Annotated in this window: 16 protein-coding genes and 1 riboswitch; of the genes, 11 read left to right on the top strand and 5 right to left on the bottom strand. The window is 60.9% G+C overall.

Annotated features, from left to right (window positions below; genetic code table 11):
* Nucleotides 1-290 precede the first annotated feature (290 nt).
* Entirely contained in the window at nt 291-1,409 is a 1,119-nt protein-coding gene (locus tag BUB62_RS16685; RefSeq protein WP_234988794.1) for a lysylphosphatidylglycerol synthase transmembrane domain-containing protein, read from the top strand.
* Here BUB62_RS16685 and BUB62_RS16680 read toward each other — a convergent pair.
* Both BUB62_RS16680 and BUB62_RS16675 read right to left on the bottom strand, forming a co-directional pair.
* Nucleotides 1,390-3,975, bottom strand: coding sequence for an erythromycin esterase family protein (locus BUB62_RS16680; RefSeq protein ID WP_084539148.1), 2,586 nt, complete (start codon nt 3,973-3,975; stop codon nt 1,390-1,392). The two genes, BUB62_RS16685 and BUB62_RS16680, sit on opposite strands and share 20 nt — an antisense overlap.
* A gap of 211 nt (nt 3,976-4,186) precedes the next feature.
* Nucleotides 4,187-4,600 carry a hypothetical protein gene (locus BUB62_RS16675; RefSeq protein ID WP_073112054.1) on the bottom strand — a complete coding sequence of 138 codons (414 nt, stop codon included), beginning with the start codon at nt 4,598-4,600 and terminating at the stop codon, nt 4,187-4,189.
* A 230-nt stretch (nt 4,601-4,830) separates the two neighbouring features.
* On the opposite strand from BUB62_RS16675, the gene BUB62_RS16670 reads away from it, so the two are divergent.
* The 6 genes from BUB62_RS16670 (at nt 4,831) to BUB62_RS16650 (ending at nt 12,714) form a co-directional block, all read left to right on the top strand.
* Complete coding sequence (locus BUB62_RS16670) at nt 4,831-5,121, top strand: LysM peptidoglycan-binding domain-containing protein (protein WP_073112052.1); 291 nt, start codon at nt 4,831-4,833, stop codon at nt 5,119-5,121.
* A 429-nt stretch (nt 5,122-5,550) separates the two neighbouring features.
* Nucleotides 5,551-7,179: a hypothetical protein gene (locus BUB62_RS19180; protein WP_143164236.1), complete on the top strand. Its 1,629-nt coding sequence runs from the start codon at nt 5,551-5,553 to the stop codon at nt 7,177-7,179.
* A 344-nt stretch (nt 7,180-7,523) separates the two neighbouring features.
* Nucleotides 7,524-7,636, top strand: a riboswitch (SAM riboswitch).
* Nucleotides 7,637-8,013: 377 nt separating this feature from the next.
* Complete coding sequence (locus BUB62_RS16665; protein ID WP_073112050.1) at nt 8,014-9,393, top strand: O-acetylhomoserine aminocarboxypropyltransferase/cysteine synthase family protein; 1,380 nt, start codon at nt 8,014-8,016, stop codon at nt 9,391-9,393.
* 7 nt (nt 9,394-9,400) lie between these two features.
* Entirely contained in the window at nt 9,401-10,432 is a 1,032-nt protein-coding gene (gene metX / locus BUB62_RS16660) for a homoserine O-acetyltransferase MetX (RefSeq protein WP_073112048.1), read from the top strand.
* Complete coding sequence (locus BUB62_RS16655; RefSeq protein WP_084539147.1) at nt 10,410-11,702, top strand: homoserine dehydrogenase; 1,293 nt, start codon at nt 10,410-10,412, stop codon at nt 11,700-11,702. The genes metX and BUB62_RS16655 overlap by 23 nt, the downstream gene beginning before the upstream one ends.
* 106 nt (nt 11,703-11,808) lie before the next feature.
* Nucleotides 11,809-12,714, top strand: coding sequence for a S66 peptidase family protein (locus BUB62_RS16650; protein WP_073112046.1), 906 nt, complete (start codon nt 11,809-11,811; stop codon nt 12,712-12,714).
* A 72-nt stretch (nt 12,715-12,786) separates the two neighbouring features.
* Here the strand turns inward: BUB62_RS16650 and BUB62_RS16645 are convergent, their stop codons facing one another.
* The 3 genes from BUB62_RS16645 to BUB62_RS16635 form a co-directional block, all read right to left on the bottom strand.
* Complete coding sequence (locus BUB62_RS16645; RefSeq protein ID WP_073112044.1) at nt 12,787-13,803, bottom strand: M28 family peptidase; 1,017 nt, start codon at nt 13,801-13,803, stop codon at nt 12,787-12,789.
* Complete coding sequence (gene cysS, locus BUB62_RS16640) at nt 13,793-15,295, bottom strand: cysteine--tRNA ligase (protein WP_073112042.1); 1,503 nt, start codon at nt 15,293-15,295, stop codon at nt 13,793-13,795. The genes BUB62_RS16645 and cysS overlap by 11 nt, the downstream gene beginning before the upstream one ends.
* Nucleotides 15,296-15,549: 254 nt before the next feature.
* A complete protein-coding gene (locus BUB62_RS16635; RefSeq protein ID WP_073112040.1) occupies nt 15,550-16,683 on the bottom strand; it encodes an endonuclease/exonuclease/phosphatase family protein in 1,134 nt (377 codons plus the stop codon).
* A 114-nt stretch (nt 16,684-16,797) separates the two neighbouring features.
* Between BUB62_RS16635 and BUB62_RS16630 the strand changes: the two genes are divergently transcribed.
* The 4 genes from BUB62_RS16630 to infB all read left to right on the top strand — a co-directional run bounded on the left by BUB62_RS16630 (nt 16,798) and on the right by infB (nt 25,545).
* Nucleotides 16,798-20,268 (top strand): DUF7948 domain-containing protein, encoded by a 3,471-nt coding sequence (locus tag BUB62_RS16630; RefSeq protein WP_073112038.1) that lies wholly within the window; start codon nt 16,798-16,800, stop codon nt 20,266-20,268.
* A 168-nt stretch (nt 20,269-20,436) separates the two neighbouring features.
* Entirely contained in the window at nt 20,437-20,910 is a 474-nt protein-coding gene (locus BUB62_RS16625; RefSeq protein ID WP_200799942.1) for a ribosome maturation factor RimP, read from the top strand.
* A 99-nt stretch (nt 20,911-21,009) separates the two neighbouring features.
* The gene (gene nusA / locus BUB62_RS16620; protein WP_073112036.1) at nt 21,010-22,317 is read left to right on the top strand and encodes a transcription termination factor NusA; all 1,308 of its coding nucleotides are present in this window, start codon (nt 21,010-21,012) and stop codon (nt 22,315-22,317) included.
* 123 nt (nt 22,318-22,440) lie between these two features.
* Nucleotides 22,441-25,545: a translation initiation factor IF-2 gene (gene infB, locus BUB62_RS16615; RefSeq protein ID WP_073112034.1), complete on the top strand. Its 3,105-nt coding sequence runs from the start codon at nt 22,441-22,443 to the stop codon at nt 25,543-25,545.
* The last annotated feature ends 387 nt before the right edge of the window (nt 25,546-25,932 follow it).

Below are 25,932 nucleotides of genomic sequence, written 5' to 3'. Positions count from 1 at the left end.
GCGAGTAGCTCAAAAGGTTAGTCCGTTTGGGGCCACTCCATGGGGCTGGCAAAGTTACGATTTTTCTCAGGCGGCGGTTGTTGCGGTTGGGGCGACAGGAACGGGTCATGCTTCATCTGGCGTCCGCGAAGTCGAAGCCTCTCGCCCACATCGTTGTAATCTCATTGAATACCATTGCACGCGAGATGCTTCGACAAGCTCAGCATGACCCGCTCTTTTCTCAGCAACGGCAGCAGCAACCCTGCTCCTTAACTCCGCTTTAACATCGCCGGGGCGAATAATAGCTACTTTTGCAGCCGCTCACCTCTCCCCTGCCCATGCCGCTCACCCAGCAGAACAATCAGGAAAAACAGCTGCTTCAGAAGCTGCGGCCGTCGCGCATCGTGCTGCCGGTGCTGATTGGCCTGAGCGTGGTGGGCTTCATGTTCTGGCGCAGCTACCGCCCCGGCGACCTGGCTCCGCTGGCCCACGCCAAGCTGCACTGGCTGCTGCTGATGGTAGCGGTATTGCTGGCCCGCGACCTAGGCTACATCTACCGCATCCGCCATATTGCCGAGCGCGCCCTAAGCTGGCGCGCCAGCCTCGACGTGATTATGCTCTGGGAATTCGCCTCCTGCGTGCTGCCCTCGGCGGCCGGCGGCACCTCCGTGGCTCCTTTTATTCTCAACAAGGAAGGCATCAGCCTGGGCAAGTCGCTGGCCTACGTGATGGTGACAGCCCTGCTGGATAACTTATACTACGTCATCACGGTGCCGCTGGTGGTGCTGCTGGCGGGCAATGCGCTGTATCCGCACGAGGTGCTGCAGGGCGGCCTGATTACGACGCTGCGGGTGGCTTTTGTGCTGAGCTATATTTCGGTGAGCCTGTACGCGGGCCTGATGCTGTACGCACTGTTTATCAACCCATTGGCGGTAAAGCGGCTGATGGTGCGGCTGTTTTCCATTCCGGGGCTGCGGCGCTGGCGGCCCAAAGCATACCAGCACGGCAACGAGATGGTGTGGGCCTCGGCCCAGCTGCGCGGCAACGGCCCGGTTTACTGGCTACGGGCCGCGTTGAGCACGGCCTTCGTCTGGACGGCCCGCTACGCGGTTATCGGCTGCATCATCGCCGCTTTCGTCGAGGTCAGCGCCAGCGAGTTTGCCCTGATTTTCGGCCGCAACCTGACCTACAAAGTCATTCTGCTGATTGCTATTACGCCCGGCGGCGCGGGCATTGCCGAAGGCGCTTTCCCCACGTTCTTCGGCAAGTTCATCGGCACGCCCACCATGACCAATTTCATCGTGCTGCTCTACCGCATCGTCACGTATTACCTGTATCTGGTGCTGGGAGCCATCTTCCTGCCCCGCTGGATTACGCGGGTATTCGGCCACAAAGCCGCGCCCGACGAGGCTACGGCTGCTTTGCGTTGAGCACGGGCGCGGGCGCGGCGGGGGCCGGGCGCTGGTAGGTTTGCCAGAACTCCGGGCAGGGCTTCACAAAATCAAGCTGGTACGTTTCGTGGCCCGCAAACCGTGGGTCCAGCTCCGGATTGGGCAGCGGCGGCGCGCCGGCCGGCAGCATAGTAAAGTGTTCTTCGCAGGAAGTCTGGGAGAAAAAGGGCGCTTTGCCCAACACCCGGCCTACGCTCACGGCCCGGGCCACGCTGGTGGCTACGTGGTAGCGGCCGGTAGCAGCCCGCTGGTAGGTCACGACGTGGGAGGTGCGCCCATCGGAATATACGCTGGAATAGAGCCGCGCCGTCAGGTTCTGGCGGCCGAAGTATTTGCGGGCGGTTTCGTTCATCTGTACCGTGTCGGCTTGCCAAAGCGCCTCGTAGCGCAGCACCGCGTGGTCCTGTTGGCGGATGTAAACGCGGCCCGAGTAGCCGGCCTGCAGGTAGGTGCCGGTGGTGCGGTGGTTGGCCCGCTTAGCGGTGAAACCGATAATGTACGTGGTTTCGTCGCCCTGCTGCAGCACGCTGTCGAGGCGCAGCACGAACTTGCCCAGCGTGCGGCTTTTGAACAGCGGCGAGATGCGCACCGGATCGGCGGAGGCCGTGAAAAAGCCCTGCCCGCCGCCGCCCAGATCAAACGGGCCCAGGGGCCGGGGGCTTTGCACCAGCACATTCAGCTCCTGCACGCGGTGCTTTTGGATGGGCCCCAGCATCATGAAGCCGCCGCCCCAGTGCCGGTAGCCGGCCGGCTCAAATATCTGGCTCACGTATTCCACCGCGTGGCGTAGCGTGTCGAAGTTGCTGAGCTGGCGGCGGGTGTACACCTGGGCCAGGTAGTCATTCTGCTCGTAATTGGCCGGGGCCGCCGCCAGCACTTTCTTCATAATCTTGCGCGGATTCAGCGATTCGCCGCTCACCCGCACGTCGCCCAGCGCGTAGGCCTGCGGCTCCAGCGCCACGGCCAGCGGCTGCGGCCCCACCGCGGCCGTAGCCGCTCCATACCCCATACTCGACACCTGCAGCACCGCGCCCAGGGCCGTGCGGGGCACAGCCAACGTGAAGCTGCCGTTGGCATCGGCCATCACTCCCAACCCCAGCGCCGGCAGCGCCACCGAGGCAAAGGGCACGGCGGCGCGGGTTTTGCGGTCCGTTACCCGGCCGCGCACGGTCAGGTTGCCGGCGGCCGGCGCGGCCCGGCGCAGCATCAGGCCCGGCGTAGAGGCCGCAGCTTTGCCCGCAGCGGCGCGGGCGGCTGGCCCGACCGAATCAGACACAGCCGCCAGCCCGGCGGACGACTGCACCCGCGGGTGGGGCGGCCGGGTGGCTTTCAGAAACAAAACCCCATCCACCACTTGCGCCCACTCGGCCACGAGCGGGGTATATTCCATGATGGAGTAGGCCGGGAAGCGCCGGCTGCCGAAATTCTGCTTCAGATTCAGAAACAGATAATCGGCCCCCAGACTATCCAGGCGGGCTTCCAGAGTGCCGGCGGGCGGGGAAGCAATGGGGCGGGCCGTTTCGCCCACGGCCGCGTAGGTGCCGCCGGCCGTAGCCGTGCCCAGAATGTAGGCCTGCGCCCCCAGGGCATTTTTCACGTGCCAGCCCATAGGCCGGAATTGCTGAATCTCGACGTTATCGATCAGCTGCGTCTGGTTGGCGAAATGGGCCGTGGCACCCCAGCAAATTACTTTTTCCTGGGGATGCTGGCGTAGATACCAGAGCAGATTATCGGCCATTTGCGCGTCGCGCGGGTTGTTGTCGCGGGCCTGGAAGGTTTGGTGGTCCTTCACGCTGGGGTCGTTCTGCACGTAGTCGCGAGCCAGGGCCTGCAGGCTGCGCAGGGTTTGCTGCCAGTGTTCGGCGGCGGCCCGGCGGGCGGGCGTGGTGCCGGCTTTGGCCAACAGACGGTCGGCTAGCTTCACGTTCCGCTCCCACTCGCCCAGCGTGTGGCCGGCCGGGAAGCCGTTGAAATGCTGCATAAAGCCCAGCACCTCGTCCAGGTAGTCGTAGTTGATGGCCGCGCTGGCTTTTTGGGGTTCCAGAAAAACCTCCAGATCATCCACCAATTCCTCGCCGTAAGTGCCCGTCAGCTGGGGGTCGAAGCCGGTGACGCGCAGCTGGTGGGCCGCCACCAACTTTTCCACGGGCTCAAACTCCTGCGTGGCCGCCCAGATACCGAATACGCTGCTGCCCAGGGCTTCCCGCGCCGGCACGCCGGCTTCCAACTGCTGCTGGGCTTTGTTCACCTCGTAAAAGCCACTCTCAAAAGCCAGCGTGGTGAAGCTCATCCGCTGCTGCAGAAAGCGCACCAGCCGGGCTTTGGCCTCAAACACGTTGCCCTCGCCGTGGCTGGGCTCGCCCAGCAGCACCACCCGCGCCCCGCCGATTTCCTGGGTCAGAAACTCCAGATCGGCGAAGCTGGTATCGGCGGCGCTGATGCTGCGGACGGGGTGCACGACTAGTTTGGGAGTGGTGGTTTGGGCGGACGCGGCCAGAGCGCAGCCGAGCAGGCCGGCCGTAAGCAAACGGGAAAGCAGAGACATCGGGTAAGTATTGAGGTAAAAGCAATAAGCGCCGGCAAGCTAAAGGCTTTCCTCCGGTCAATCATAGTAATCTGGTAATATTCTGGTATCGGCAAGCCGAAATGAGAGTCCCTAAAGAGCCCAGCCCCTGCCCAAGCAGCCACAAAAAAGCCCTTCCGCACGGGGCGAAAGGGCTTTTCAGGTTTTTCAGGCAATTTTTCCGGCCGCAGCCTTAGTCAGCTTCCAGCATCATAGTCGAGCCGTCGGTGCCTTTCAGCGTCATCTTTTTCTCGGTCAGGTTGGTCACGTCGAAAGCCATGCTGGTGGTGCCGCCGTCGGGAGTCATCGTGATTTTCTTGCCGGCCTGGTCGAAGGTGTATTTGCCCTGCATGGTCTGGGCGGCCGAGGTCATATTGAAGGTGCCGTTGGCGAAGAAGCGCAGCTCCGTGTCCTTGTCGGCGCTGGTCTGGGCCACTTTGTCGCCGGTGGCGGTGGTTTCCTTGTCGGTTTTCCACACTTTGCTGTCGGTGCCAAAGAGCATGTTGGTTTCGCCTACTTTATCGGGCTGGCTGCAGCTCGATACGAACAGGGCAACCAGCATCAGCAGGCTGGCTAAGTAGTGGAGGGGTGTGGTTGAGCGTTTCATGGAACGAGTGTAAGGGTTGAAGGAGGGAGAGGGTGAGCAGGATGCGCGGCGGCGGGAAAAGCCCGCAGCCGGCGTTTCTTACGGGGCGCGGCCAAAAGAGTTAAGCCGCTATATTCTCTTTCTGAAGCAGACAACCTAATCAAAAGCCCGGCGTAAGTACAGCCTGAAACCGTGAGGCTTAGGCTTCTACGGCGTACCCTCTCTCCTTTCACCCTAACCGACACACAACCATGGGACTGTTCGATTTCCTGACCAATAAAGGCGAAGAAAAACCCGTTGAACCCGCTAATAAGCCCGCTGCGGGCACCGATTTCTTCGGCAACAAAGATGCCGCCAAGCCCGCCGCCGCTACCGGCACCACATACACCGTAGTAAGCGGCGACTCGCTCTCCAAAATTGCCAAGCACCACTACGGCGACGCCGCCAAATGGCACCAGATTTACGATGCCAACAAAGCTACCATTGGCTCCGACCCCGATAAGATTGAAGTAGGCCAAGTGCTGACTCTGCCGACACTGTAAGAGAATTGCAGCTGAAAAAAGCGCTGTCCTGATTGGGGCAGCGCTTTTTTTTGGCCTAAAACTTACGCCTCATCACTGATATAGTCTAGTTGATACCCATAACCTATCCATCCGTGATAACCGGATGCTAAAAGGCTTGACTTAACTTTGCTTTGGAACACGGTTTGTATGTAAAATTGTTCTAGGTCGGCTAGTTAGATGATACTCCAGCAATACTTCTTTCTTGTGGAATCTCAGTATACGTAGTGGAAATCATTAGCATCTAATACCCCTTGCATGACGCGACGCTACTACTGCTTAATACAATCCATTGGGCGATGCCCATAGAAATTATTCTCTTTCGGGTGATTCTTCGCTCATTTCTGTCTTATGCACCAAAACGTATTCTAGATATCTTATAATTTAACTTCTGTCTAATCTGTTGACAATATGAGAAATAAACTCCTATTTGTTTTCGCTGCCTTCTTCGTTTGGGCAGCAGCAACGAAAGCTCAGTCACCTGCTTATACCTTTAATAAAGGTAACATCTCGCTTGATGTTACCAAAAACTACCTGAAGCGGTCAGCTATGGTTACTGGTCTGTTGGAGATGTATCCTCAGCGCTGTGGTGAAGCACCAACCCCTGCTTCTATGGAAGAGAAAAATGCTTTCCACAAATTTGTTAAAGAGGTCAGACCCAAAATGGTAATGGGAATCAATTTGTGGACACACGCACAATGGAAGCTAACCAATTCTTGTAATACACATTTTGCCAGTTGCGCGGAAGCTGCAACTGCACTTCATAAAATTGACAATGACATTATTCTCAGTGCCAGCCTAGACGAAATTATTTCTCAGGACATTGGCGGCAAATGGCAAGTAAAAGTACCTGTTGACCTTCTTAGAAGCTACAATGAATGTGTGGCCAAGGTGATGGTAGCCAATCCTGAGTATGGTTGCAATCCACTTACTATTTCTCCTCCCACTTCTTTCAAAGCCCTAGAAATTGCAGCAGACTCTGCAATTCGGATGGAAACGTATGGCTATGAAGTAGACATCACAAAACCGATGGCGCAGTTATGGTATTTCTATCTGGCTAAAAGATATATTGATAGTGGTTTTGAAATGCTACGGCTGGGGCAAATCAAGCTTACAGCCAAACACGATACAGGGTATTTAAAATCGTTTCAGTTAACGAGGGTCATTCGAGAATATGCCAAGCAGCATGCTCGTCGCGGCATCGTGCTATTTGAAGAGCAATCAAAAACCACTTATTTCACACCACAAGGACCTGCGGCAGAACAGATTTGTATTTTTGATGTATGTGGGCTACCTACGAGATTATATTCTCGGGAGACCGTTTTACCTGGCCAAAACTTAGACCTGAATGGTGTGCCTAATCCGATGCCAGAACAGGACTACGACGTTCTTCTTTCTAAAAATAGTAACGGCAAGCCGGAGTGGGCTGACTGTGGTGGAGGACAGACTGCTTATTGGGGCAATATTGCTCAGATTCCAGTTTACGCGGAACTGGATAATATAGGAGATGAGGCGATATGGGCTACCAAAGCATTCGGTAATCCAAATGCCCACGCTCCTCAGCCAAATAAAGATGACACCCCCGGCAATGGATTTCCTTGGGGTTGGGATGAGTGCTCCTGGTTCTACAAGCAGTCACTAATTTTTGAGCAGAAATGGCTCGCTTCTATTTACGCACAGGTGAAATACCTGAGCAATGAAGCCGGCGTATTTTGTATGCCTGTTCGGCGGCCCTTCGTTTATCACGACGCGAACGGGCAACCTCATAGCGGCATGTTCAATGTCTACAACAGAGCTAGTGCTAATTTCAAGGATGTTGGCGCGACCATAAAGAACATTTGGGACCAAAACGCGCCTATTATTTCCGTTAAAACTTCTCCTAGGGCCAATAGATTACCTGTCAGAAAGCATTTAAAAACGCGTAAACTTAACCCCCAAACGGTAAAACTGGCGCATGTAAATTCAAGTAGCCGACAAGCTATACGTGGTAAGGGTTCGTTGACTGTTGCGCCCTCAACTGCCCCCACCAAGCACAAGTAAGTGTCATCACTATTATTCACAGTTGGGTACTAGTGTGCTTATTCCCGTGACGGGCTATCTGCTCGTAGCGGGTCTGCAGACGATGTAAGCAATCGGGCTGCAAACCTGTTTGCAGTGCCCTCTCGTTACACATCTGACGCAGAATGTTCGCGGCAGATCCGCTCCGGTGTCATTGGTACTCAACAGCGCGGCTGCACTAGACAAGATTGTGTGATGATGCGTATATTCCCTTATCTTAAAAAATACCGCAAAACTTTCCGCCGGATTTGCGCTTGTCGATTCCGGGTGTACATTTGCACTTACTAATCCGGTACTCCCCCGCTAACGGTGGGGCGAATTTTCAGAATTTATACAGAAGTGGCGAGAGAACAGGCTCCGTGACCCACTGGCAACCTTCGGTAAAGCGAAAGGTGCCAATTCCTGCCCGCCCGGCCGTTGCCCGCGGGACAGATAAGTTGAGTGCCATGAAAAACTTCCCCGCTTCCGCTTCTTTCTACCCATCCGCCCCGGCTGCCTTGCTGCACGCCGGCCTGCCGATGGGTTTTCGCGTTTCGGCACTGCCCGCTTCCGGCGCGACCCGAATGCGAATGTGCTGTTGCTGCGCGTGTTGTTGCTAGCCTGATTCCGGCGTAGCGCCCCTCCCCTCTCCTCCTGCTTTTTTTGGCTCACTCTGCGTTTGGCGGCCACTTTTTGTGCGCTCCCCGCAGGGCTTCGTCTGGCTCATGGCCGCGCTTTCGTGGCTTCGGAGCCGCCGCCGCAAATGGCCCTTTTGGGGCTCCGGCCTGCTCAAATCCTGTTTTTTCTTCCCGAAACTTATTTCAAACCCGCACCATCATGTCCACGCCAAGCCTTCACTTCGAAACCCTGCAGCTCCACGCCGGCCAGCAGCCCGACCCGACCACCGGCTCCCGCGCCGTGCCCATTCACCAGACCACTTCCTATGTGTTCAAGAGTGCCGAGCACGGGGCCAACCTGTTTGCGCTGAAGGAGTTCGGCAACATATATACCCGCCTGATGAACCCGACCACCGACGTGTTTGAGCAGCGCGTGGCGGCCCTGGAAGGCGGCGTGGCGGCTCTGGCCACCGGCTCGGGCCAGGCCGCGCAGTTTATTGCCCTGAACAACATTCTGCAGGCCGGCGACAACTTCGTGAGCAGTGCCTATTTGTATGGCGGAACTTATAACCAGTTTAAAGTGGCTTTTAAGCGCTTGGGCATTGAGGTACGCTTCGCCGACGGCGACAATCCGGCCTCGTTTGAGCCGCTGATTGATGCCAATACCAAAGCCATTTACCTCGAAACCATCGGCAACCCCAGCTTCAGCATTCCGGATTTTGAGCGGATTGCGGCCCTTGCCAACAAGCACGACCTGCCGCTGATTGTGGACAACACGTTTGGGGCGGGCGGCTACCTGTTCCGCCCCTTGGAGCATGGGGCGCACATTGTGGTGGAATCGGCCACAAAGTGGATTGGCGGGCACGGCACCAGCGTGGGTGGCGTGATTGTGGACGGCGGCACCTACGACTTCGGCAACGGTAAGTTTCCGCAGTTTACGGAGCCGAGTGAGGGCTACCACGGGCTGGTTTTCAACGACGTGTTCGGCAAAGGCGGGCCGTTCGGCAACATCGCCTTCATCATTCGGGCGCGGGTGGAAGGGCTGCGCGACTTCGGGCCGGCCATCAGCCCGTTCAACTCATTTCAGCTGCTCATCGGTCTCGAAACGCTGAGCCTGCGGGTGGAGCGCACGGTGGAAAACGCCCTGCGCGTGGCTACCTGGTTGGAGCAGCATCCGCAGGTGGAAAGTGTGAAGTATCCGGGGCTTAAAAGCAGCCCTTACCATACCCTGGCGCAGAAATATCTGAAGCGCGGCTTCGGCGGCGTGCTCAGCTTCCAGCTAAAAGGCAGCAAGGAAACGGCCACCAGGTTCATCGATAATCTGAAGCTAATCAGCCATCTGGCCAACGTGGGCGACGCCAAAACGCTCATTATTCAGCCTTCGGCCACCACGCACCAGCAGCTCCCCGAAGCCGAGCAGCTGGCGGCCGGCGTCACGCCCACATCATTGCGGCTATCGGTGGGCATTGAGCATTTCGACGATATCCGGGCCGACTTGGCGCAGGCATTTGAGGCCGTGCGCAACGCCGCCACGCCCGACGAATCGGGCAGCACGCTGCTACAACCGGAGCTGAAACACGCCGCACCGCTGGAAGTGTAACGAAGTGATGAGCAACTCATCGGTATTCGTACTGCCGGAGCCCCTGCCGCTGGAAGGCGGCGCGGTGCTGCCCACGGTGCAGGTAGCGTACCAAACCGTGGGCACGCTGAACGCGGCCCGCGACAACGTGGTGTGGGTGTGCCACGCCCTGACGGCCAACGCCGACGTACTGGGCTGGTGGCCCGGCCTGTTCGGCCCCGGCTGCCACTTCGACCCGGCCGACTGGTTTATCGTGTGCGCCAATATTCTGGGTTCCTGCTACGGCTCTACCGGCCCGCTTACGCCCGTGGAATCCGGCGCGGAGCCGCTGTACCACGCGTTTCCGCTGCTCACGGTGCGCGATATGGTGGCGGCGCACGAGCAGCTGCGGCAGCACCTGGGCCTGGCCCGCATTCATACCCTCATCGGCGGCTCATTGGGCGGGCAGCAGGCGCTGGAATGGGCCGTGCAGCAGCCGGCGGTGTTCGGGCATTTGGTGGTTTTGGCCACCAATGCCCGGCATTCGCCTTGGGGCATTGCCTTTAATGAAGCCCAGCGGCTGGCCATTTTTGCCGACCCAACTTACCACGCGGCGACGCCGGCGGGCGGTCAGGCCGGATTGAAAGCCGCCCGCGCCGTGGCCCTGCTCAGCTACCGCAGCTACAATGCCTACGGCAACAGCCAGGCCGAGCCAGATGCAGCCCGCCTCACCGATTTTCGGGCCAGCTCCTACCAGCAGTACCAGGGCGACAAGCTCGTGGCCCGTTTCGATGCCTACAGCTACGTGGCCCTGAGCCGGGCGATGGACTCGCACAACGTGGGCCGGGGCCGGGGCGGCCCGGAAGCGGCGCTCCGCCAGATTCGGGCCCGCACGCTGGTCATCGGCATCAACTCCGATGTGCTGTTTCCGCCGGTCGAGCAGCAATTATTGGCCCGCCACATTCCCGGCGCGCAGTACGCCGAAATGGCTTCCGGCTTCGGCCACGACGGTTTTTTGATTGAAACCGCGCAAATCACGCACGTACTCGAACGGTTCTATGTCCAGTCTTTCGCCCATTAATTCCGGCGCTGCCTTCGCCCGCGCTTCCCTTGTGCCACCCGCGCCGCTGCGCGTCGGGCTCATCGGGTTTGGCTGCGTGGGGCAGGGCTTTTATGACATTTTGTGGCGGCTGCCCGGCTTTGGGGCCGAAGTACGCCGCATTGCGGTGAAAAACCCGGCTAAACCCCGGACGCTGCCGGCCGAGCGTTTCACTTACCACGCCGACGAGCTGCTGGCCGACCCCGAGCTGGACGTGCTGGTGGAGGTAATTGACGATGCCGCCGAAGCTTTCCGGTTGGTAAGCACGGCGCTGCGCCAGGGCCGCCGCGTGATTACGGCCAATAAGGCGATGGTGGCCCAACACCTGCCCGAGCTGGTGGCGCTGCAGCACCAGCACGGCGGCACGCTGCTCTATGAGGCGGCCGTGTGCGGCAGCATCCCGATTATTCGCACGCTGGATGCCTATTTCGGGCAGGAGCCGTTGCGGAGCGTGAGCGGCATTTTCAACGGCTCCTCCAACTACGTGCTGACGCGCATGGGCCTCGATGGCACCGACTACGCCCCGGCGCTGGCCGAAGCCCAGGCCAAAGGCTTCGCCGAATCCGACCCCACGCTGGATATGGCCGCCTTCGACCCGCGCTCCAAAGCCGTGATTCTGGCCGCGCATGCCTACGGCGTACTGCTGGCACCCGAGCAGGTTTTGAATCTGGGTATAGAGAACATCAGCGCTACGGATATTGCCTACGCCGGGCTGGAGGGCCAGAAAATAAAAGTGGTGGCGGGCCTGTACTTGCTGCCCAATGGCCAGCTTACGGTGCTCGTTACGCCCCAGTTCGTGGGCCGCGAGTCGGCGCTGTACGGCGTCGATGAGGAATTCAACGGCGTTATCATTGAGGCAGAGTTTGCCGGCCCGCAGTTTCTGCGGGGCCGCGGGGCCGGCGGGCACCCCACCGGCTCGGCCGTGCTGGCCGACCTGGCCGCCCTGCGCGGCGACTTTCGCTACGCCTACGCCAAGCTCCGCAATGCGCCCTTGGCTTACACCACCGATCTGGAGCTGGAAATCTACCTGCGCACCACCGATGAGCTGCTCCTCGACCAGCTCGGCTTCACCGACATCACGGAGGAGGCCGATGAGGACGGCTACATCGTGGGCTACGTGCCGCTCGATGCCCTGCTGCAGCACCGCGACGCGCTGCGCCAGGCCAGCGCTTTCGTGGCCCGCACCGGCAATGTGCGCCCGGCCGCGGCGCATTCGGAAGAGCAGCCGACGGTGGAAGAGGTGAGTTATTGAGAATACATCGGAACGTCATTCCGAGCGCAGCCGAGGAATGACGTTCCGATGTGCAGCATCCCTGCCCGGTTTGTTGCGTAAGTTCGCGGCTCTCAACTGCTGCTGTATGCCCATCACTCCTCCCGCGCTTCGCCCCGGCGACCAGGTTGCCATCGTCGGCACGGCCCGCAAGGTTTCGTCCGAAGAAATGGCCGCGGCCGTGGAAATCCTGACTGGCTGGGGGCTGCGGGTGGTTTTGGGCGAATCCATCACCGCCGAGCACCACCAGTTTGCCGGCTCCGACGAGCTGCGGGCCCGCGACTTCCAGCGCCAGCTGGATAACCCCGAAATCCGCGCTATCGTCTGCGCCCGCGGCGGCTACGGCACCACCCGCATCATCGACCGGCTCGACTTTGCGGACTTCACCCAGCACCCCAAATGGATTGCCGGCTTCAGCGACATCACGGCCCTGAACTGCCATTTGCTAAGAATGGGGTACGAAAGCATCCACGGGGTCATGGCGTTCATCTTCAACCAAGAGGGCGGCGAGGAGTCGTTGGAAAGCCTGCGCCGGGCCTTATTTGGTGAACCGATAGCCTACGCCGCCCCGGCCCACCCGCTGAACCGCCCCGGCGCAGCCACCGGTGAGCTGGTGGGCGGCAACCTGAGCCTGCTCCAGAACCTGACCGGCACGGCCTCCGACTGCCCTACCGCCGACCGCATCCTGTTCCTGGAAGACATAGCCGAATACCTGATGAACGTGGACCGCATGCTGGTGCACCTAGACCGCACCGGCAAGCTGCGCGACTTAGCCGGCCTGCTCGTAGGCCACTTCACCGATCCGCAGGATAACGCCATTCCCTTCGGCCAGACCTCCTACGAAATCATCGACACCTACGCCCGCAAATACGGTTTCCCGGTGGCCTATGGCTTCCCCGTAGGCCACGAGCCGCAGAATATGGCTCTGATCTGCGGGCGGGCGGCGCGGATGGTGGTGGATGCGGAAGGCGTTCGGCTGGAATACGAACAGTAGATTATTTCTTCATGCAAAGAGCCCCGACTGCAGCTGCAATTGGGGCTCTTTTGAATGCGATAATACGCGCCGCTACTCCCCGTAAATCACCTGCAGCACCGTCTGGCCCACCGCTTTGAGCGTGCGCCGGTCGATGATGCTCATGTTGTCCTGGGTGGTGTGGTGATAGGCGGGAAATTCGCCGGCGGGCGAGAAGTCGATGATGTCGGCGGTGCGGATGCCGGCGCGGTTGGTGTACACGTGGTCGTCGTCGATGCCGGGGCTGTCCTGGAAGATGAAGTAGTCGGAGTAGCCGATCTGGGAGGCCGTGTTCCAGATTTTGGCCACGATGTCGGGGGCTTTTTCGCGCGACAGGCCTTCGCGGCTGAAGCGGCCACCTTTGGCCCCCACCATATCCAGCAGGATGCCGTAGCTGGGCTTGTAGTTGGCCGGCAGTAGGTGCTGCGACCAGTACTGCGAGCCCAGACACCAGCTATCCTGGCTTGCCAGCTGGTTTTTCAGGTCGCTTTGGGTCGAAGAATCGTAGCCGTAATCTTCCGAGTCGAATAGGATGAAATCGACGCCGACGGCGGGCTGCAGGCTGTCGGGCTGCAGGGAAAGCTGGCGGGCCATTTCCAGGGCAATGGCCACGCCGCTGGCCCCATCGGAGGCTCCGTCGATGGGCGCGTTTTTGTTCACCTTGTCCTTGTCGCCGAACGGGCGGGTGTCCCAGTGGGTGAAGATGGCAATGCGACGGGCGGCCTGGGGCGCAAACTGCGCCACGATGTTGCGCGAGCGGAGCATTTTGCCATCAAAGGCCATAGCCTCGAACGGCTGCTCGCGCACGCTTAGGCCGAAGCCTTTAAACTTCTGCACCAGCCAGTCGCCGGTGGCTACGTGGGCTTTGGAGTTGGGCACGCGCGGACCAAATGCCACCTGTTTCGCCGTGTAGGCGTAGGCCGAGTCGGCATTGAACGACGGGGCGCCGGGCAGCTTGGGCGCTTCAGCGGTAGTGGTTTCGGTAGCGGTTTTGGTTTTATCGTCGCCGCAGCCGGTGGCCAGCAGCAGGGCGGCCAGTGCGGGGGCCAGCCAGATCCGGTTATTCTTCATATGCCCAGTCGATACCGGTTTTTAGGTCTTTGATAACAATGCCCTGGCCCTTCAAGGCGGCCCGGATCTGGTCTACTTTGCCGTAGTCTTTGGCCGTTTTGGCTTCCTGATAAAACGTCAGCGTGAGGGCCAGCAGGTCTTCGGCGTTGGCGCGGGGCTCATCCACGAGGCCCAGCACGTCGGTTACCAGCGTGCGGTAAGCGGTAGTAGCTTCCTGCAAAGCGGCCGGGCTCACGGCGGCCAGCGTGGCGAGGTTGGCGAAGAAGCCGTTGAACTTGCGCAGCAGATTGAATAGGCTGGCCAGGGCCTTGGCCGTGTTCAGATCGTCGTTCAGGCCTACAAATACGTCGGCCACCAGCTTGCGCAGCTCGGCATCGGCGGCTGTGGTGTCGGCTTCGGGTGCCAGGCCTTCCGGCAGCTGCAGCTTGTCCAGCAGACGTAGGCCGTTCATCAACTTGCGGTAGCCTTTGCGCGAGGCTTGCAGCGCATCATCGGAAATATCGATGGGGCTGCGGTAGTGCGCCTGCAGCAGAAAGAACCGCGCCACCATGGGCGAGTAGGCCTGCGAGAGGGTTTTATTCGTGCCCTCAAACAGCTCGGAGATGGTGATAAAATTGCCCAGCGACTTGCTCATCTTGGCCCCGTTCACCGTTATCATGTTGTGGTGCATCCAGATGCGGGCCTCGTCGGAGTGCGAGTGGCTGCCCTGGCTCTGCGCTATTTCGCACTCGTGGTGCGGAAACATCAGGTCCAGTCCGCCGCCGTGGATGTCGGAGAGCTGGCCCAGGTATTTGCGGCTCATAGCCGAGCACTCCAGGTGCCAGCCGGGAAATCCTTCGCCCCAGGGCGAAGGCCAGTGCATGAGGTGCTCGGGGGCAGCCTTTTTCCAGAGGGCAAAATCGACGGAGGAGCGTTTTTCGTCCTGCCCGGCCAAGTTGTCGCGGGAGCCGGAGAGCAGCTCCTCCACCACGCGGTTGGAGAGCTTGCCGTAGGCACGGCCGGCGGCGTTATAGGCTGGCACATCGAAATATACTGAGCCATTCACCTCGTAGGCGAAGCCGTTGGCAATGATTTCCTCGATCAGCTGAATCTGCTCGGTGATGTGGCCAGTGGCGCGGGGCTGAATATCGGGCGGCAGGCAGCCCAGCACCTCAATGTGACGCTGGTAGAGGTTGGCGTACTGCTCGGCAATCTGCATGGGCTCGACGTGGCGGACGCGGGCAGCCTTGGCCATCTTGTCCTCGCCCTCGTCGGCGTCGCTTTCCAGGTGGCCCACGTCGGTGATGTTGCGCACGTAGCGCACCGTGTAGCCCAGGTGGCGCAGGTAGCGCGTGAGCACATCGAATACCACCGGACCGCGTGCATTGCCGATGTGGGCCTCGCTATACACGGTGGGGCCGCACAGATATACGCCGGCAAACGGCGCGTGCACGGGCGTAAAAGGCTCCTTCTGGCGGGTAAGCGTATTGTAGAGGGAAAGCGGATGCTGCATGGAGCAAAAGTAGAAAGATTTGGCGGGCGGCAGCGGACGAAACCGTGAGTCCCACAAAAGTCAGTTAAGCAGCTATGTACTCTAACGCGGCCCCGGTCAGCCGGGCTATATAGGGGCTTTGCAGAGCGGTTTAGTCAAAGCCGGCATTCCGTTGGCACAAAAATTCTTCCAGCCAGTATATAAAGTTCATTGGCCAGTATAAGCCGCATGACTGTGCGGGGCCGCTGGCGGCAAGACCCGCACAGTCATGCGGCTTATTTGAGCCGGTACACTGCCGTGGTGGGGAAATGGTCGGAGTATGGCACGTCGTAGTGCACCCGAAAATCATCCACAATCCACTGCGGGCCTACAAACTGGTTGTCGATGCGCACGAAGGGCAGGCGGCCGTTGTAGGTGCTGCCGATGCCGGTGCCCACGGCGGCCCAGGCATTCTGGAAGCGGTCGGCGAGTTGGTCGTAGCTGTAGCTGTAGGGAAGGTCGTTCAGGTCGGCGCAGAGCAGCAGCGGGTAGCGGCACTGCTCGAAGCGGCGCGTGAGCGTGTCCATCTGCACGCTGCGGGCCACCAGGCCGCGCTTGAAACGGCGCATCAGCCCCAGGCCCTTGGCCTTGAGGCCGTCCTTGCTGGAATAGCTGTCCACGATGTCCTGCTCCTCCATGCTCATACTTTGCAGGTGGAAGTTGTACACCCGAATCGTGTCGCCGCCGGGCAGTTTCAGGTCGGCGTACATGGCGTGGTTCTGGGTGAGCTTGTCGAAGGTGATGGTGCCGCGGCCCACGATGGGGTAGCGCGAGAAAATGGCCATCCCGAACTCGGCCCCTATCCAGTTGGTCAGCGACTTGGACACGAACGCCTGCCGCCCTGTCTGCCGCCCGATGCGGTCCACGGAACTCAGCACATTGCGCTTGCCAGCCTTGCGGGGCTCATTGTAGAACTCCTGCAGGCAGATAATATCAGCCTGCTGGGAAGCCACCCACCGGATCAGCTTGTCTGGCGACTCCGGGTCTTTTTCGTGCAGCTGCGGATACACGTTGAAGATGCGCACGTTGGCGCTCAGCACCCGCACGCGCTGGCCGGGCGCGGCTCCGGCCGCGGGGGCCCAATGCAGCGGATGCAGCGCCAGCCCGCGCTGAAAGTGCGGCCACGTGAGTACCAGCACCAGCAGCGGCAGCACAGCCACGCGCCAGTTGCGCAGCAGCCAGTAGCCGGCCGCCGCCCCGTTCAGCCCCAGCGCCACGGGCAGCGTTAGCGTGATGAACGACGCGGGCCAGAACGCGCGGGCAGGAATCTGGGTGCAGGCAATGGCGGCCAGCACCCACCCGATAACGAGCAGAGTACACTTGAAAGCAAAGGAGCGACGCACGGCAGCAAGGCCCGGTTGAGCGGGCATAAGGAAGCGGGCAAAGGTAGAACTTACGACCGGAACGCGGCTGAAACGCGCCCGGCTATGTGCAACCCGCCGGGCTTTCGTTGTATCTTGCCTTTCGACTTCTCTCCTTAGTATATGCTTGTTTCTACGATTCGCTATTGCCTGTTTCTGGCCGCCACGCTGGCCGCCCTGCGCACCACGGCCGCCCGCCCCGTGCACGTAGCCCCGGCCCAAACGCTGGAGTTCATCGAAAATAAAGGTCAGTGGGATGCCCGCGCCCACTACGTGGCGGCGCTGCCCGCCGGCCGGCTGTTTGTGGCCCCCACCGGCTTCACTTATTCCTTCGTGAGCCCCGCCGCGCTGCGGGCCCATCATGAGCACGCCGCGCAGGTTTCCGACCGAATTCCCGCCCACGCCTATACCGTCACGTTTGAGGGCGGCAACGCCCGCGCGGCCCTCAGCCCCGAGCAGCCTACCACCGAGCACCGCAACTATTTTCTGGGCAAAGACCCGCAGCACTGGGCCAGCGACGTGCGCGGCTTCCGCCAGCTTCAGTACGCCGATATCTACCCCGGCATCGGAGCCCGGCTCTACGAAAACGCCACCCAGCAGCTCGAATACGACTTTACAGTGGAACCCGGTGCCCGGCCCGAGCGCATCCGACTGCGCTACTCAGGGGTCGAAAGGCTGGTGCTGAAGGATGGCAACCTGCTTATCAGTACCTCCGTGGGCTTCGTGACGGAGCAGGCCCCGCGGGCCTGGCAGCTGCGCGGTACCCGGCGCGTGCCCGTGGCCTGCCGCTTCGAACTGACCGGCACCACCGTCTCATTCCACCTGGGCCGCTACAATCCCCGGCTGCCGCTGATTATTGACCCCACGGTCATTTTTTCGTCCTTCACCGGCTCTACGGCCGACAACTGGGGCTTCACGGCCACCTACGATGCGCAGGGCAACATGTATTCCGGCGGCGTGGCCTTCGAGCCCGGCTACCCCGCCAGCCCCGGCGCGTTCGATCTGAGCTTCAACGGCAACGTCGATATTGCCATCATGAAGTACAACACCAGCGTGTCCGGCCCGGCGGCCCGCCTCTATGCCACCTACCTGGGCGGCTTCGGGTCGGAAGCTCCGCACAGTCTGGAGGTCAACTCGCAGGATGAGCTGGTGATTCTGGGCTCGACAAGCTCCTCGAATTACCCCGTCACGACCAATGCCTACGACGTGACGTTCAACGGCGGACCGTCATTCGAGCCGCTGTCAGGCATCAGCTACCCGGCTGGCAGCGACTTGGTCATTACCAAGCTGCGATCCAACGGCTCGGCGCTGCTGGCCTCTACGTATCTGGGCGGCACCGGCACCGATGGCCTGCTGGCTACGCCCGCCTCGGTGAATTCCGGCAGCCTGGTGCAAAACTACGGCGACCAGTTTCGCGGCGACGTGATAACCGACGGGGCCGGCAACGTGTACCTGGCTTCTTCTACCAGCAGCTTCAACTTTCCCGTGCCCAACGGCTACCAGACCACGCTGCGCGGCGGCACCGATGCCGTGGTGTGCAAGCTCTCGGCCGACCTGCGCACGCTGGTCTGGAGCACGTTTCTGGGCAGCAGCAGCGCCGATGCGGCCTACTCTATCCAGATTGATGCGGCCCGGAGCGTGTATGTGAGCGGCGGCACTCAGGGCAATAACTTTCCCACCACGGCCGGCAGCTTACACCCCACGTCCCAGGGCGGCACCGATGGCTTCGTGGCCCACCTGAGCAGCAGCGGCAACGCCCTGCTGCAGAGCTCCTACATCGGCACCTCGGCCACCGATCAGGCCTATTTTCTGCAGCTCGATGCCGGCAACAACGTGTACCTGCTGGGCCAGACGGCCGGTACCTACCCCGTCACCACGGGGCTGTACGCGGTGCGCGGGGCCCGGCAGTTTATTCAGAAGCTGAACCCCACGCTTTCTGCCAACCTCTACTCCACCACGTTCGGCGTGGCTGTTCCCACTGGCCTCGCGCCGCACATTTCGCCCACTGCGTTTCTGGTCGATGACTGCGAGCGGATCTACGTGTGCGGCTGGGGCGGCTCGGTGAACTACGATCCGCAGAGCATTGCCGGCTTCCCGGTCACGGCCAACGCCATTCAGCGCACCTCCGACGGCTCCGACTTCTACTTGGCTCAGTTCACGCCGGGAATGCTGGCGCTGGAATACGCCACGTTTTTCGGCGAAAACGGCGGCCGCAGCGGCGAGCACGTCGATGGGGGCACCTCCCGCTTCGACAAGCGCGGGCTGGTGTACCAGGCCGTGTGCGGCGGCTGTGGCGGCAGCTCGGGCTTCCCGGTGCCGCCAGGGGCGGGCACGTATTCCAACACCAACAAAAGCTCGAACTGCAACAACGCGGCCTTCAAAATCGACTTCGGCCAGCGCCTCGCCGACCCCGGCCCCAACCGCTACGTGTGCGTGAGCGCCGCCCCCGTGGTGCTGGGCGGCACGCCGGCCGGCGGCACCTGGAGCGGCCCCGGCGTGAGCGTCATTTCGGGCGGCGGCTACCAGTTTACGCCCTCGCCGGCGCTGCTCGGCCGCCAGGTGCTCACGTATTCGGTGGCCTCTACCGGCACCTGCGTCAGCACCCGCCCGCTACGCATGACGGTGCTGCCCGAAACGCCGGCCACCTTTGCCCCGCTGCCCGCCGTCTGCATCGATGGCGCGGCCATCACACTGGTAGCCTCGCCGCCGGGCGGCACGTTCAGCGGGCCGGGCGTGGCGGGCAGCACGTTCAGCCCGGCCACCGCCGGCGTGGGCACCTTCACGCTGCGCTACTCCCTAAACGATACGGTGAGCTGCAATGCGGCCACCCAAACGGTGGTAGTGAAGAAGCTGCCTGACGTGACGGCCGGCAACGACACCACGCTCTGCGCCGACCAGCTGCGGCCCTTCCAACTGCGCGGCATGCGGCCGGCTGGCGGTACCTGGAGCGGCCCCAGCGTATCGGCCGCGGGCCTTTTCACCCCGCCCAACACCAATAACAAAGGTGCTATTCTGACGTTGCGCTACTCCATAGCCGAGAATGGCTGCCTCAACTCCGCCCCCCGCCAGATTGTGCTGGCCCCAGCCTCGGTGGCCAACGTGCGCCTGAACGTGCCCGAATGCCAGTCGGCCCCCGAGTACACGGGCCTCGCCCCCTTCACCTGCACCTTCGAGCCCGTGCTGCCCGGCGGCACCTACCAGTGGAGCTTCGGCGACGGCACCCCTACCTCTGATGAAGCCGGCCCCACGCACACCTTCACCGAGCCCGGCACCTATCTGGTGCGCCTCACGGCCCGCTACGCTGGCTGCGAGGTGCTCACGCAGTTCGCGCCGGTGGTGGTGGGCGAAGTGTTCGTGCCAAACATCATCACGCCCAATGGCGACTCCATTAATGACAGGTTCCAGCCGCGCTTCAGCTGCCGGCCCGCCCGGCTCCAGGTATTCACCCGCTGGGGCAACAAGGTGTTTGAAACCGCCGACTACCACAACAACTGGCGCGGCGAAAACCTGCCCGACGGCGTGTACTACTACTATCTGGTGGATGCCGACGAGCGCAAAGCCCGCGGCTGGGTAGAAGTGAAGCGGCAGCTGTAGGCGGGCTGCTCATTCAGCGCACCGGAGCCTGCGTGGTGCGCGAGTGCGGCCATCGCCCCGCTGCGGGCTTGCTTTCGGCAATTCCGCGCCGTATATTTGCGCAGTAATCTGATTGTGAAGAGGGGACGTAGCGTCCCCTCTTTCTTTTATCACCCGGTTCAACTGTAGATGAAATTCGACCGTGCCCGCCTTGCCGAAATGCTCCAGGACAGTATTACTGACCTGAGCGTATTCGTCATCGACCTCACCATTTCCGACTCGGCCGTGCGGCCCAAAGTCACGGTTATTCTGGATGGCGAAGACGGCCTGGGCATTGATCTGTGCGTGAAAGTGAGCCGCCGTCTGGCTCACCGCATCGATGAGGCCTACGGCGAGGAAGCCAGCTACACGCTGGAAGTAACCTCGCCGGGGGCCGACCAGCCCCTGAGCGACCCGCGCCAGTACGCCCGCCACGTGGGCCGCACGCTCAAGCTGAATCTGGCCGATGGCACCGAGAAAACCGGTATTATGGAAGCCGTGGAAGCCGAAGGCATTCAGCTGGCCGAAGAAGTGAAAGTCAAAACCAAAAAGAGTATGCTGCCCGCCGTGCTGGTGCCGTTCGCCGACATCAAGGAAGCACGGGTCGTCATTTCGTTTAAATAAGCTAAAGCCTCAGCTGCCGGCTGCCAGCCTTTTAGCTTCCTGTTATTCCCACCAGCTTGAAGCTTGCGGCTTGAAGCGTGAAGCTCAAAAACCAACCCTATGAACAGCAACGTCTTAATCGAATCGTTCGCCGAGTTCGCCCGATCCAAGAACATCGACCGCCCCACGATGATGAGCATCCTGGAGGACGTGTTCCGCACGATGATCCGGAAAAAGTACACGACCGACGAGAACTTCGACGTCATCCTTAACGTGGACAAAGGCGACCTGGAAATCTGGCGCAACCGCGAAATCGTGGACGATGACTCCGAGGACATCTGGGATTTCGACAAGATTCCGCTGGCCGAAGCCCAGAAAATCGAGGCCGACTTTGAAGTAGGCGAGCAGGTAGCCGAAGAGGTGAAATTGGAGGATTTCGGCCGCCGCGCCGTGCTCATGGCCCGCCAGACGCTGATTCAGCGCGTGAAAGACTTGGAGCGCGACAACCTGTATCAGCAATACAAGGATCAGGTGGGCGAAATCGTGACCGGCGAGGTGTACCAGGTATGGAGCCGCGAGGCCCTGATTCTGGACAAAGAGGAAAACGAGCTGGTACTGCCGAAAGGCGAGCAGATTCCGAAGGACCGCTACCGCAAGGGCGACACCGTGCGGGCCGTGGTACACCGCGTCGAAATCATCAATGGCACCCCCAAAATCATCCTTTCCCGCGCTGCGCCGGCGTTTCTGGAGCGGTTGTTCGAGCTGGAAGTGCCCGAGATTTACGATGGCCTCATCACCATCAAGAACATCGTGCGTGAGCCGGGCGAGCGGGCCAAAGTGGCCGTAGAAAGCTACGACGACCGCATCGACCCCGTGGGGGCGTGCGTGGGCATGAAGGGTTCCCGGATTCACGCCGTGGTGCGGGAGCTGGAAAACGAGAACATTGACGTAATCAACTACACCGATAACCTAGAGCTGTACATTCAGCGGGCGCTGTCGCCGGCCAAAATCGGCTCAATGCGCATCAATGAACAAACCGGCCGCGTGTCGGTGTTCCTCAAGCCCGATCAGGTAAGCCTGGCCATTGGCCGCGGCGGCGCCAACATCAAGCTGGCCTCGCGGCTGGTGGGCATGGAAATCGACGTGTTCCGCGAAGCCGGCGACTACGACGAGGATATCGCGCTGGACGAATTCCAGGACGAGATTGAACCCTGGGTACTCGAAGAGCTTAAGAAAATTGGCTTGGACACCGGCCGCGCCGTATTGGCCGTGAGCAAGGAAGATATCGTGCGGCGCACGGAGCTGGAAGACGTAACGGTTGAAGACGTGTTCCGCATCATCCGCAACGAATTCGACGACACCGACGCTGAGGCCGATGGAGAAGCCGAACCAGAACAAGAAGCACCAAAGTCCGGCGACGCGCAATGAATGCGCGGCGGCCGGTACGGCAAAGGCGCTGAATCATGCTAAACCGGCGTGATTTAGCGCCGGCTGGCAAGATTTAATGTAGTACCTTTGCATCTGAATAAGAGTATCGTTCGCGAGCATAGAATGGCGGAAGCAGCACCTAAACGGCTCCAACAGGCAGCCAAAGACCTGAATATTGGAATGGCTACGGTTGTGGAAACCTTGGCCAAGAAAGGGCATCAGGTAGAAAACAAACCTACCACGAAGCTGACTGCCGAACAGGTGGGCATGCTGGAAAAGGAGTTCGCCTCCTCGGCGCAGGATAAGATGGAAGCCACCAAGCTCACGCAGGCCAAGCGCCAGACGGAGCTGGAGGCGGCCCCCGCTCCCCGTCCCGAGCCCGTGGTTCCCAAAGCCAGTACGCCAGCGCCGGCCCCCAAGCCCGTCGTCGAAGAGCCTAAAGCTGCCCCGGCTCCCCAGCCGGTTGCGGCTCCGGCCGTCGTGGAGGCCAAGGTAGCTGCCCCGGCTCCAGCCCCCGCTACAGAAGCGCCCAAAGTACCGGGCCTGAAAGTATTGGGCAAAATTGAGCTGGATGCCAAAGGCCGGCCGGTAGCACCTAAGCCGGCTGCGCCGGTAGCGGCGGCTCCCGCTGTTGCGGCCCCCGAGCCCAAGGCTGCTCCCGCCCCGGCTCCTACTCCCGTTGCGGAGGCCAATCCGGCTGAAGCCGCGCCTAAGCCAGCCCCAGTAGCCGAAGCCAAGCCAACGCCTCCGGCCCCGGCTCCGGTAGCGCCCGCTCCTCAGCCCGTTGCAGAGCCCGTAGCCACTCCGGCTCCCGTAGCCGAAGCCAAACCTGCTGCTCCGGCCGCCCCAGTAGCCCCAGCCGCCCCAGCCGCGGAAGCTGCTCCGGCCGCCGATGCGTCCACGCCTGCTGCCTCCACCGGCGACGCGCCGACGGAAGATGCCGGCACCATCGTTGCCAAAGCCGATCAGCTGAAAGGCCTTACGGTACTCGGCAAAATCGAGCTGCCGCTGGATTCTTCGCGCCGCGGTGGCCGCGGGGCCCGGCCGGTGGCTTCTTCTGATGTGCGCAAGAGTGGCCTCGGCCCCGATAAAAAGAAACGTCAGCGTATTCCCGGTGCGGCCGGCACTACGCCCACTACGCCTACCACCGGTCAGCCGGGTACGGGCGGCGGCTACCAGGGCAACCGCCCCGGCGGCCCCGGCCAGCGCCCCGGTGGTCCGGGTCAGGGCCCGCGCACGGGTCCGGGCCAGCGGCCGCCAAGCACGCTGCGGCCTACCATTGGTCCCGGCTCGCCCGGCGCGGCCAACACGCCCGAGCAGAACGACAAGCAGATTCAGGAGCAGATCAAGGCCACGCTGGCGAAGCTTAGCGGCGGCCGCGGCGGCAACCAGAACAACCGCGCCAAATACCGCCGCGACAAGCGGGCCGGTGGCGCGGAGGACCGCGAAGCCCAGCGCGCTCAGAACGAGCTGGACTCCAAGACCCTCAAAGTGACCGAGTTCATCTCGGCCAACGACCTGGCCTCGCTGATGGACGTATCGGTGAACGAGGTAATTAAGGTGTGCCTGAACATGGGCATGTTCGTTTCCATCAACCAGCGCCTCGACGCGGAAGCCATTACCGTGGTGGCCGATGAGTTCGGCTTCGACGTAGAATTCCTGTCGGCGGAGGAAGAAGACGGCGACATTGCCATCGAGGACAACGAGGAAGATCTGGTTTCCCGCGCCCCGATTGTGACCATCATGGGTCACGTCGACCACGGCAAAACTTCCTTGCTTGACTATATCCGCAATGCGACGGTGGCCAAAGGCGAAGCCGGCGGTATCACCCAGCACATCGGGGCCTACGACGTGATGACGGCTTCCAACAAGCGCGTTACGTTCCTGGATACTCCGGGTCACGAAGCCTTTACGGCTATGCGGGCCCGCGGTGCCAAGGTCACCGACATTGCCATCATCGTAATTGCGGCTGACGACTCCGTGATGCCGCAGACACGGGAAGCCATCAACCACGCGCAAGCGGCGGGGGTGCCCATCGTTATTGCGATGAACAAGATCGACAAGCCGGGAGCCAACTCCGATAAGATCCGCGAGGAGCTGTCGGCGATGAACATCCTGGTGGAAGAATGGGGCGGCAAATACCAGTCGCAGGAAGTATCGGCCAAGTCGGGACTCGGCGTGGAAGACTTGCTGGAAAAGGTATTGCTGGAAGCCGAATTGCTGGAATTGAAAGCCAACCCCGACCGCAAGGCTGTGGGCACGGTTATCGAAGCCATGCTGGACAAAGGCCGCGGCTACGTGACCACCGTGCTAGTGCAAACCGGCACGCTGAGCGTGGGCGACATCGTGCTGGCGGGTCCGCACTACGGCCGCGTGAAGGCCATGACTGACCACCGCGGCAAGAAGATGAAGCAAGCTGGTCCGGCCACGCCGGTGCAGGTGCTCGGTCTGACCGGCGCACCCCAGGCTGGCGACAAGATTCAGGTGATGGATACGGAGCGCGAAGCCCGCGAATTGGCTACGCAGCGCCAGCAGCTCTCGCGTGAGCAGAGCATGCGCACCAAGAAGCACATCACTCTGGACGAAATTGGTCGTCGTTTGGCTATCGGCTCGTTCAAAGAGTTGAACGTCATCGTGAAAGGCGACGTGGATGGCTCAGTAGAAGCTCTCTCCGACTCGCTGCTGAAGCTGAGCACGCCGGAAGTGAAGGTGAATATTCTCGCCAAAGGCGTGGGGGCCATCTCCGAATCGGACGTACTGCTGGCTTCGGCCTCCGATGCCATCATCATTGGTTTCCAGGTGCGGCCCTCGCAGAGTGCCCGCAAGCTGGCCGAGCAGGAGCAGATCGACATTCGCCTCTACTCGATTATCTACAATGCCATCAACGAGGTGAAGGACGCCATGGAAGGCATGCTGGCCCCAACGGTGCAGGAAATCGTGGTGGCCAATGCCGAGGTGCGGCAGGTGTTCAACATCACCAAGGTGGGCACCATTGCCGGCTGTATGGTCACGGAAGGCTCGTTCGTTCGCCGCACCCGCGTGCGGGTGGTGCGCAACGGCATCGTGGTGTACTCGGGCGAGATTCAGGACCTGAAGCGCTACAAAGACGACGTGTCGGAAGTACGCCAGGGCTATGAGTGCGGTATCTCGGTGAAAGGCTTCAACGACCTGCAGGAAGGTGACAACATCGAAGGCTTTGAAGAGAAGGAAGTGAAGCGGACGCTGTAACGGCAACGCGGATTAAACTGCTAACAAAATGCCCCAACCACAGCTGGTTGGGGCGTTTCGCGTTTAAACGCGGCTGTTTTGGCCCGGTCGGGCAACTCACATCATCATGCTATTGGTTCGGAAAGCGCTATGTACTACTTTTGCATTCGGTCATGAATAATTTTAATTTATACAACAAAAATATATCAGCAGATAGATAATCACTCTGGAAACGCATGTTCTGCCAATGCCTTCCGGGATGAGCTTATAGCCTGATAAAGCAGCAGCCAGGTGATGCCGCTGCCAGTAGAGCTTCTTTAGCAAGCCGGGGGCGAACGGTGGCCTCGGACTGCTAGAGACGCAAAAAGCCCCGAAGCTCTGCTTCGGGGCTTTTTTTATTGGATCTGG

Source organism: Hymenobacter daecheongensis DSM 21074, from assembly GCF_900141805.1.
Taxonomy (GTDB): Bacteria; Bacteroidota; Bacteroidia; order Cytophagales; family Hymenobacteraceae; genus Hymenobacter; species Hymenobacter daecheongensis.
This window is presented reverse-complemented; position numbering and strand designations above follow the sequence as displayed.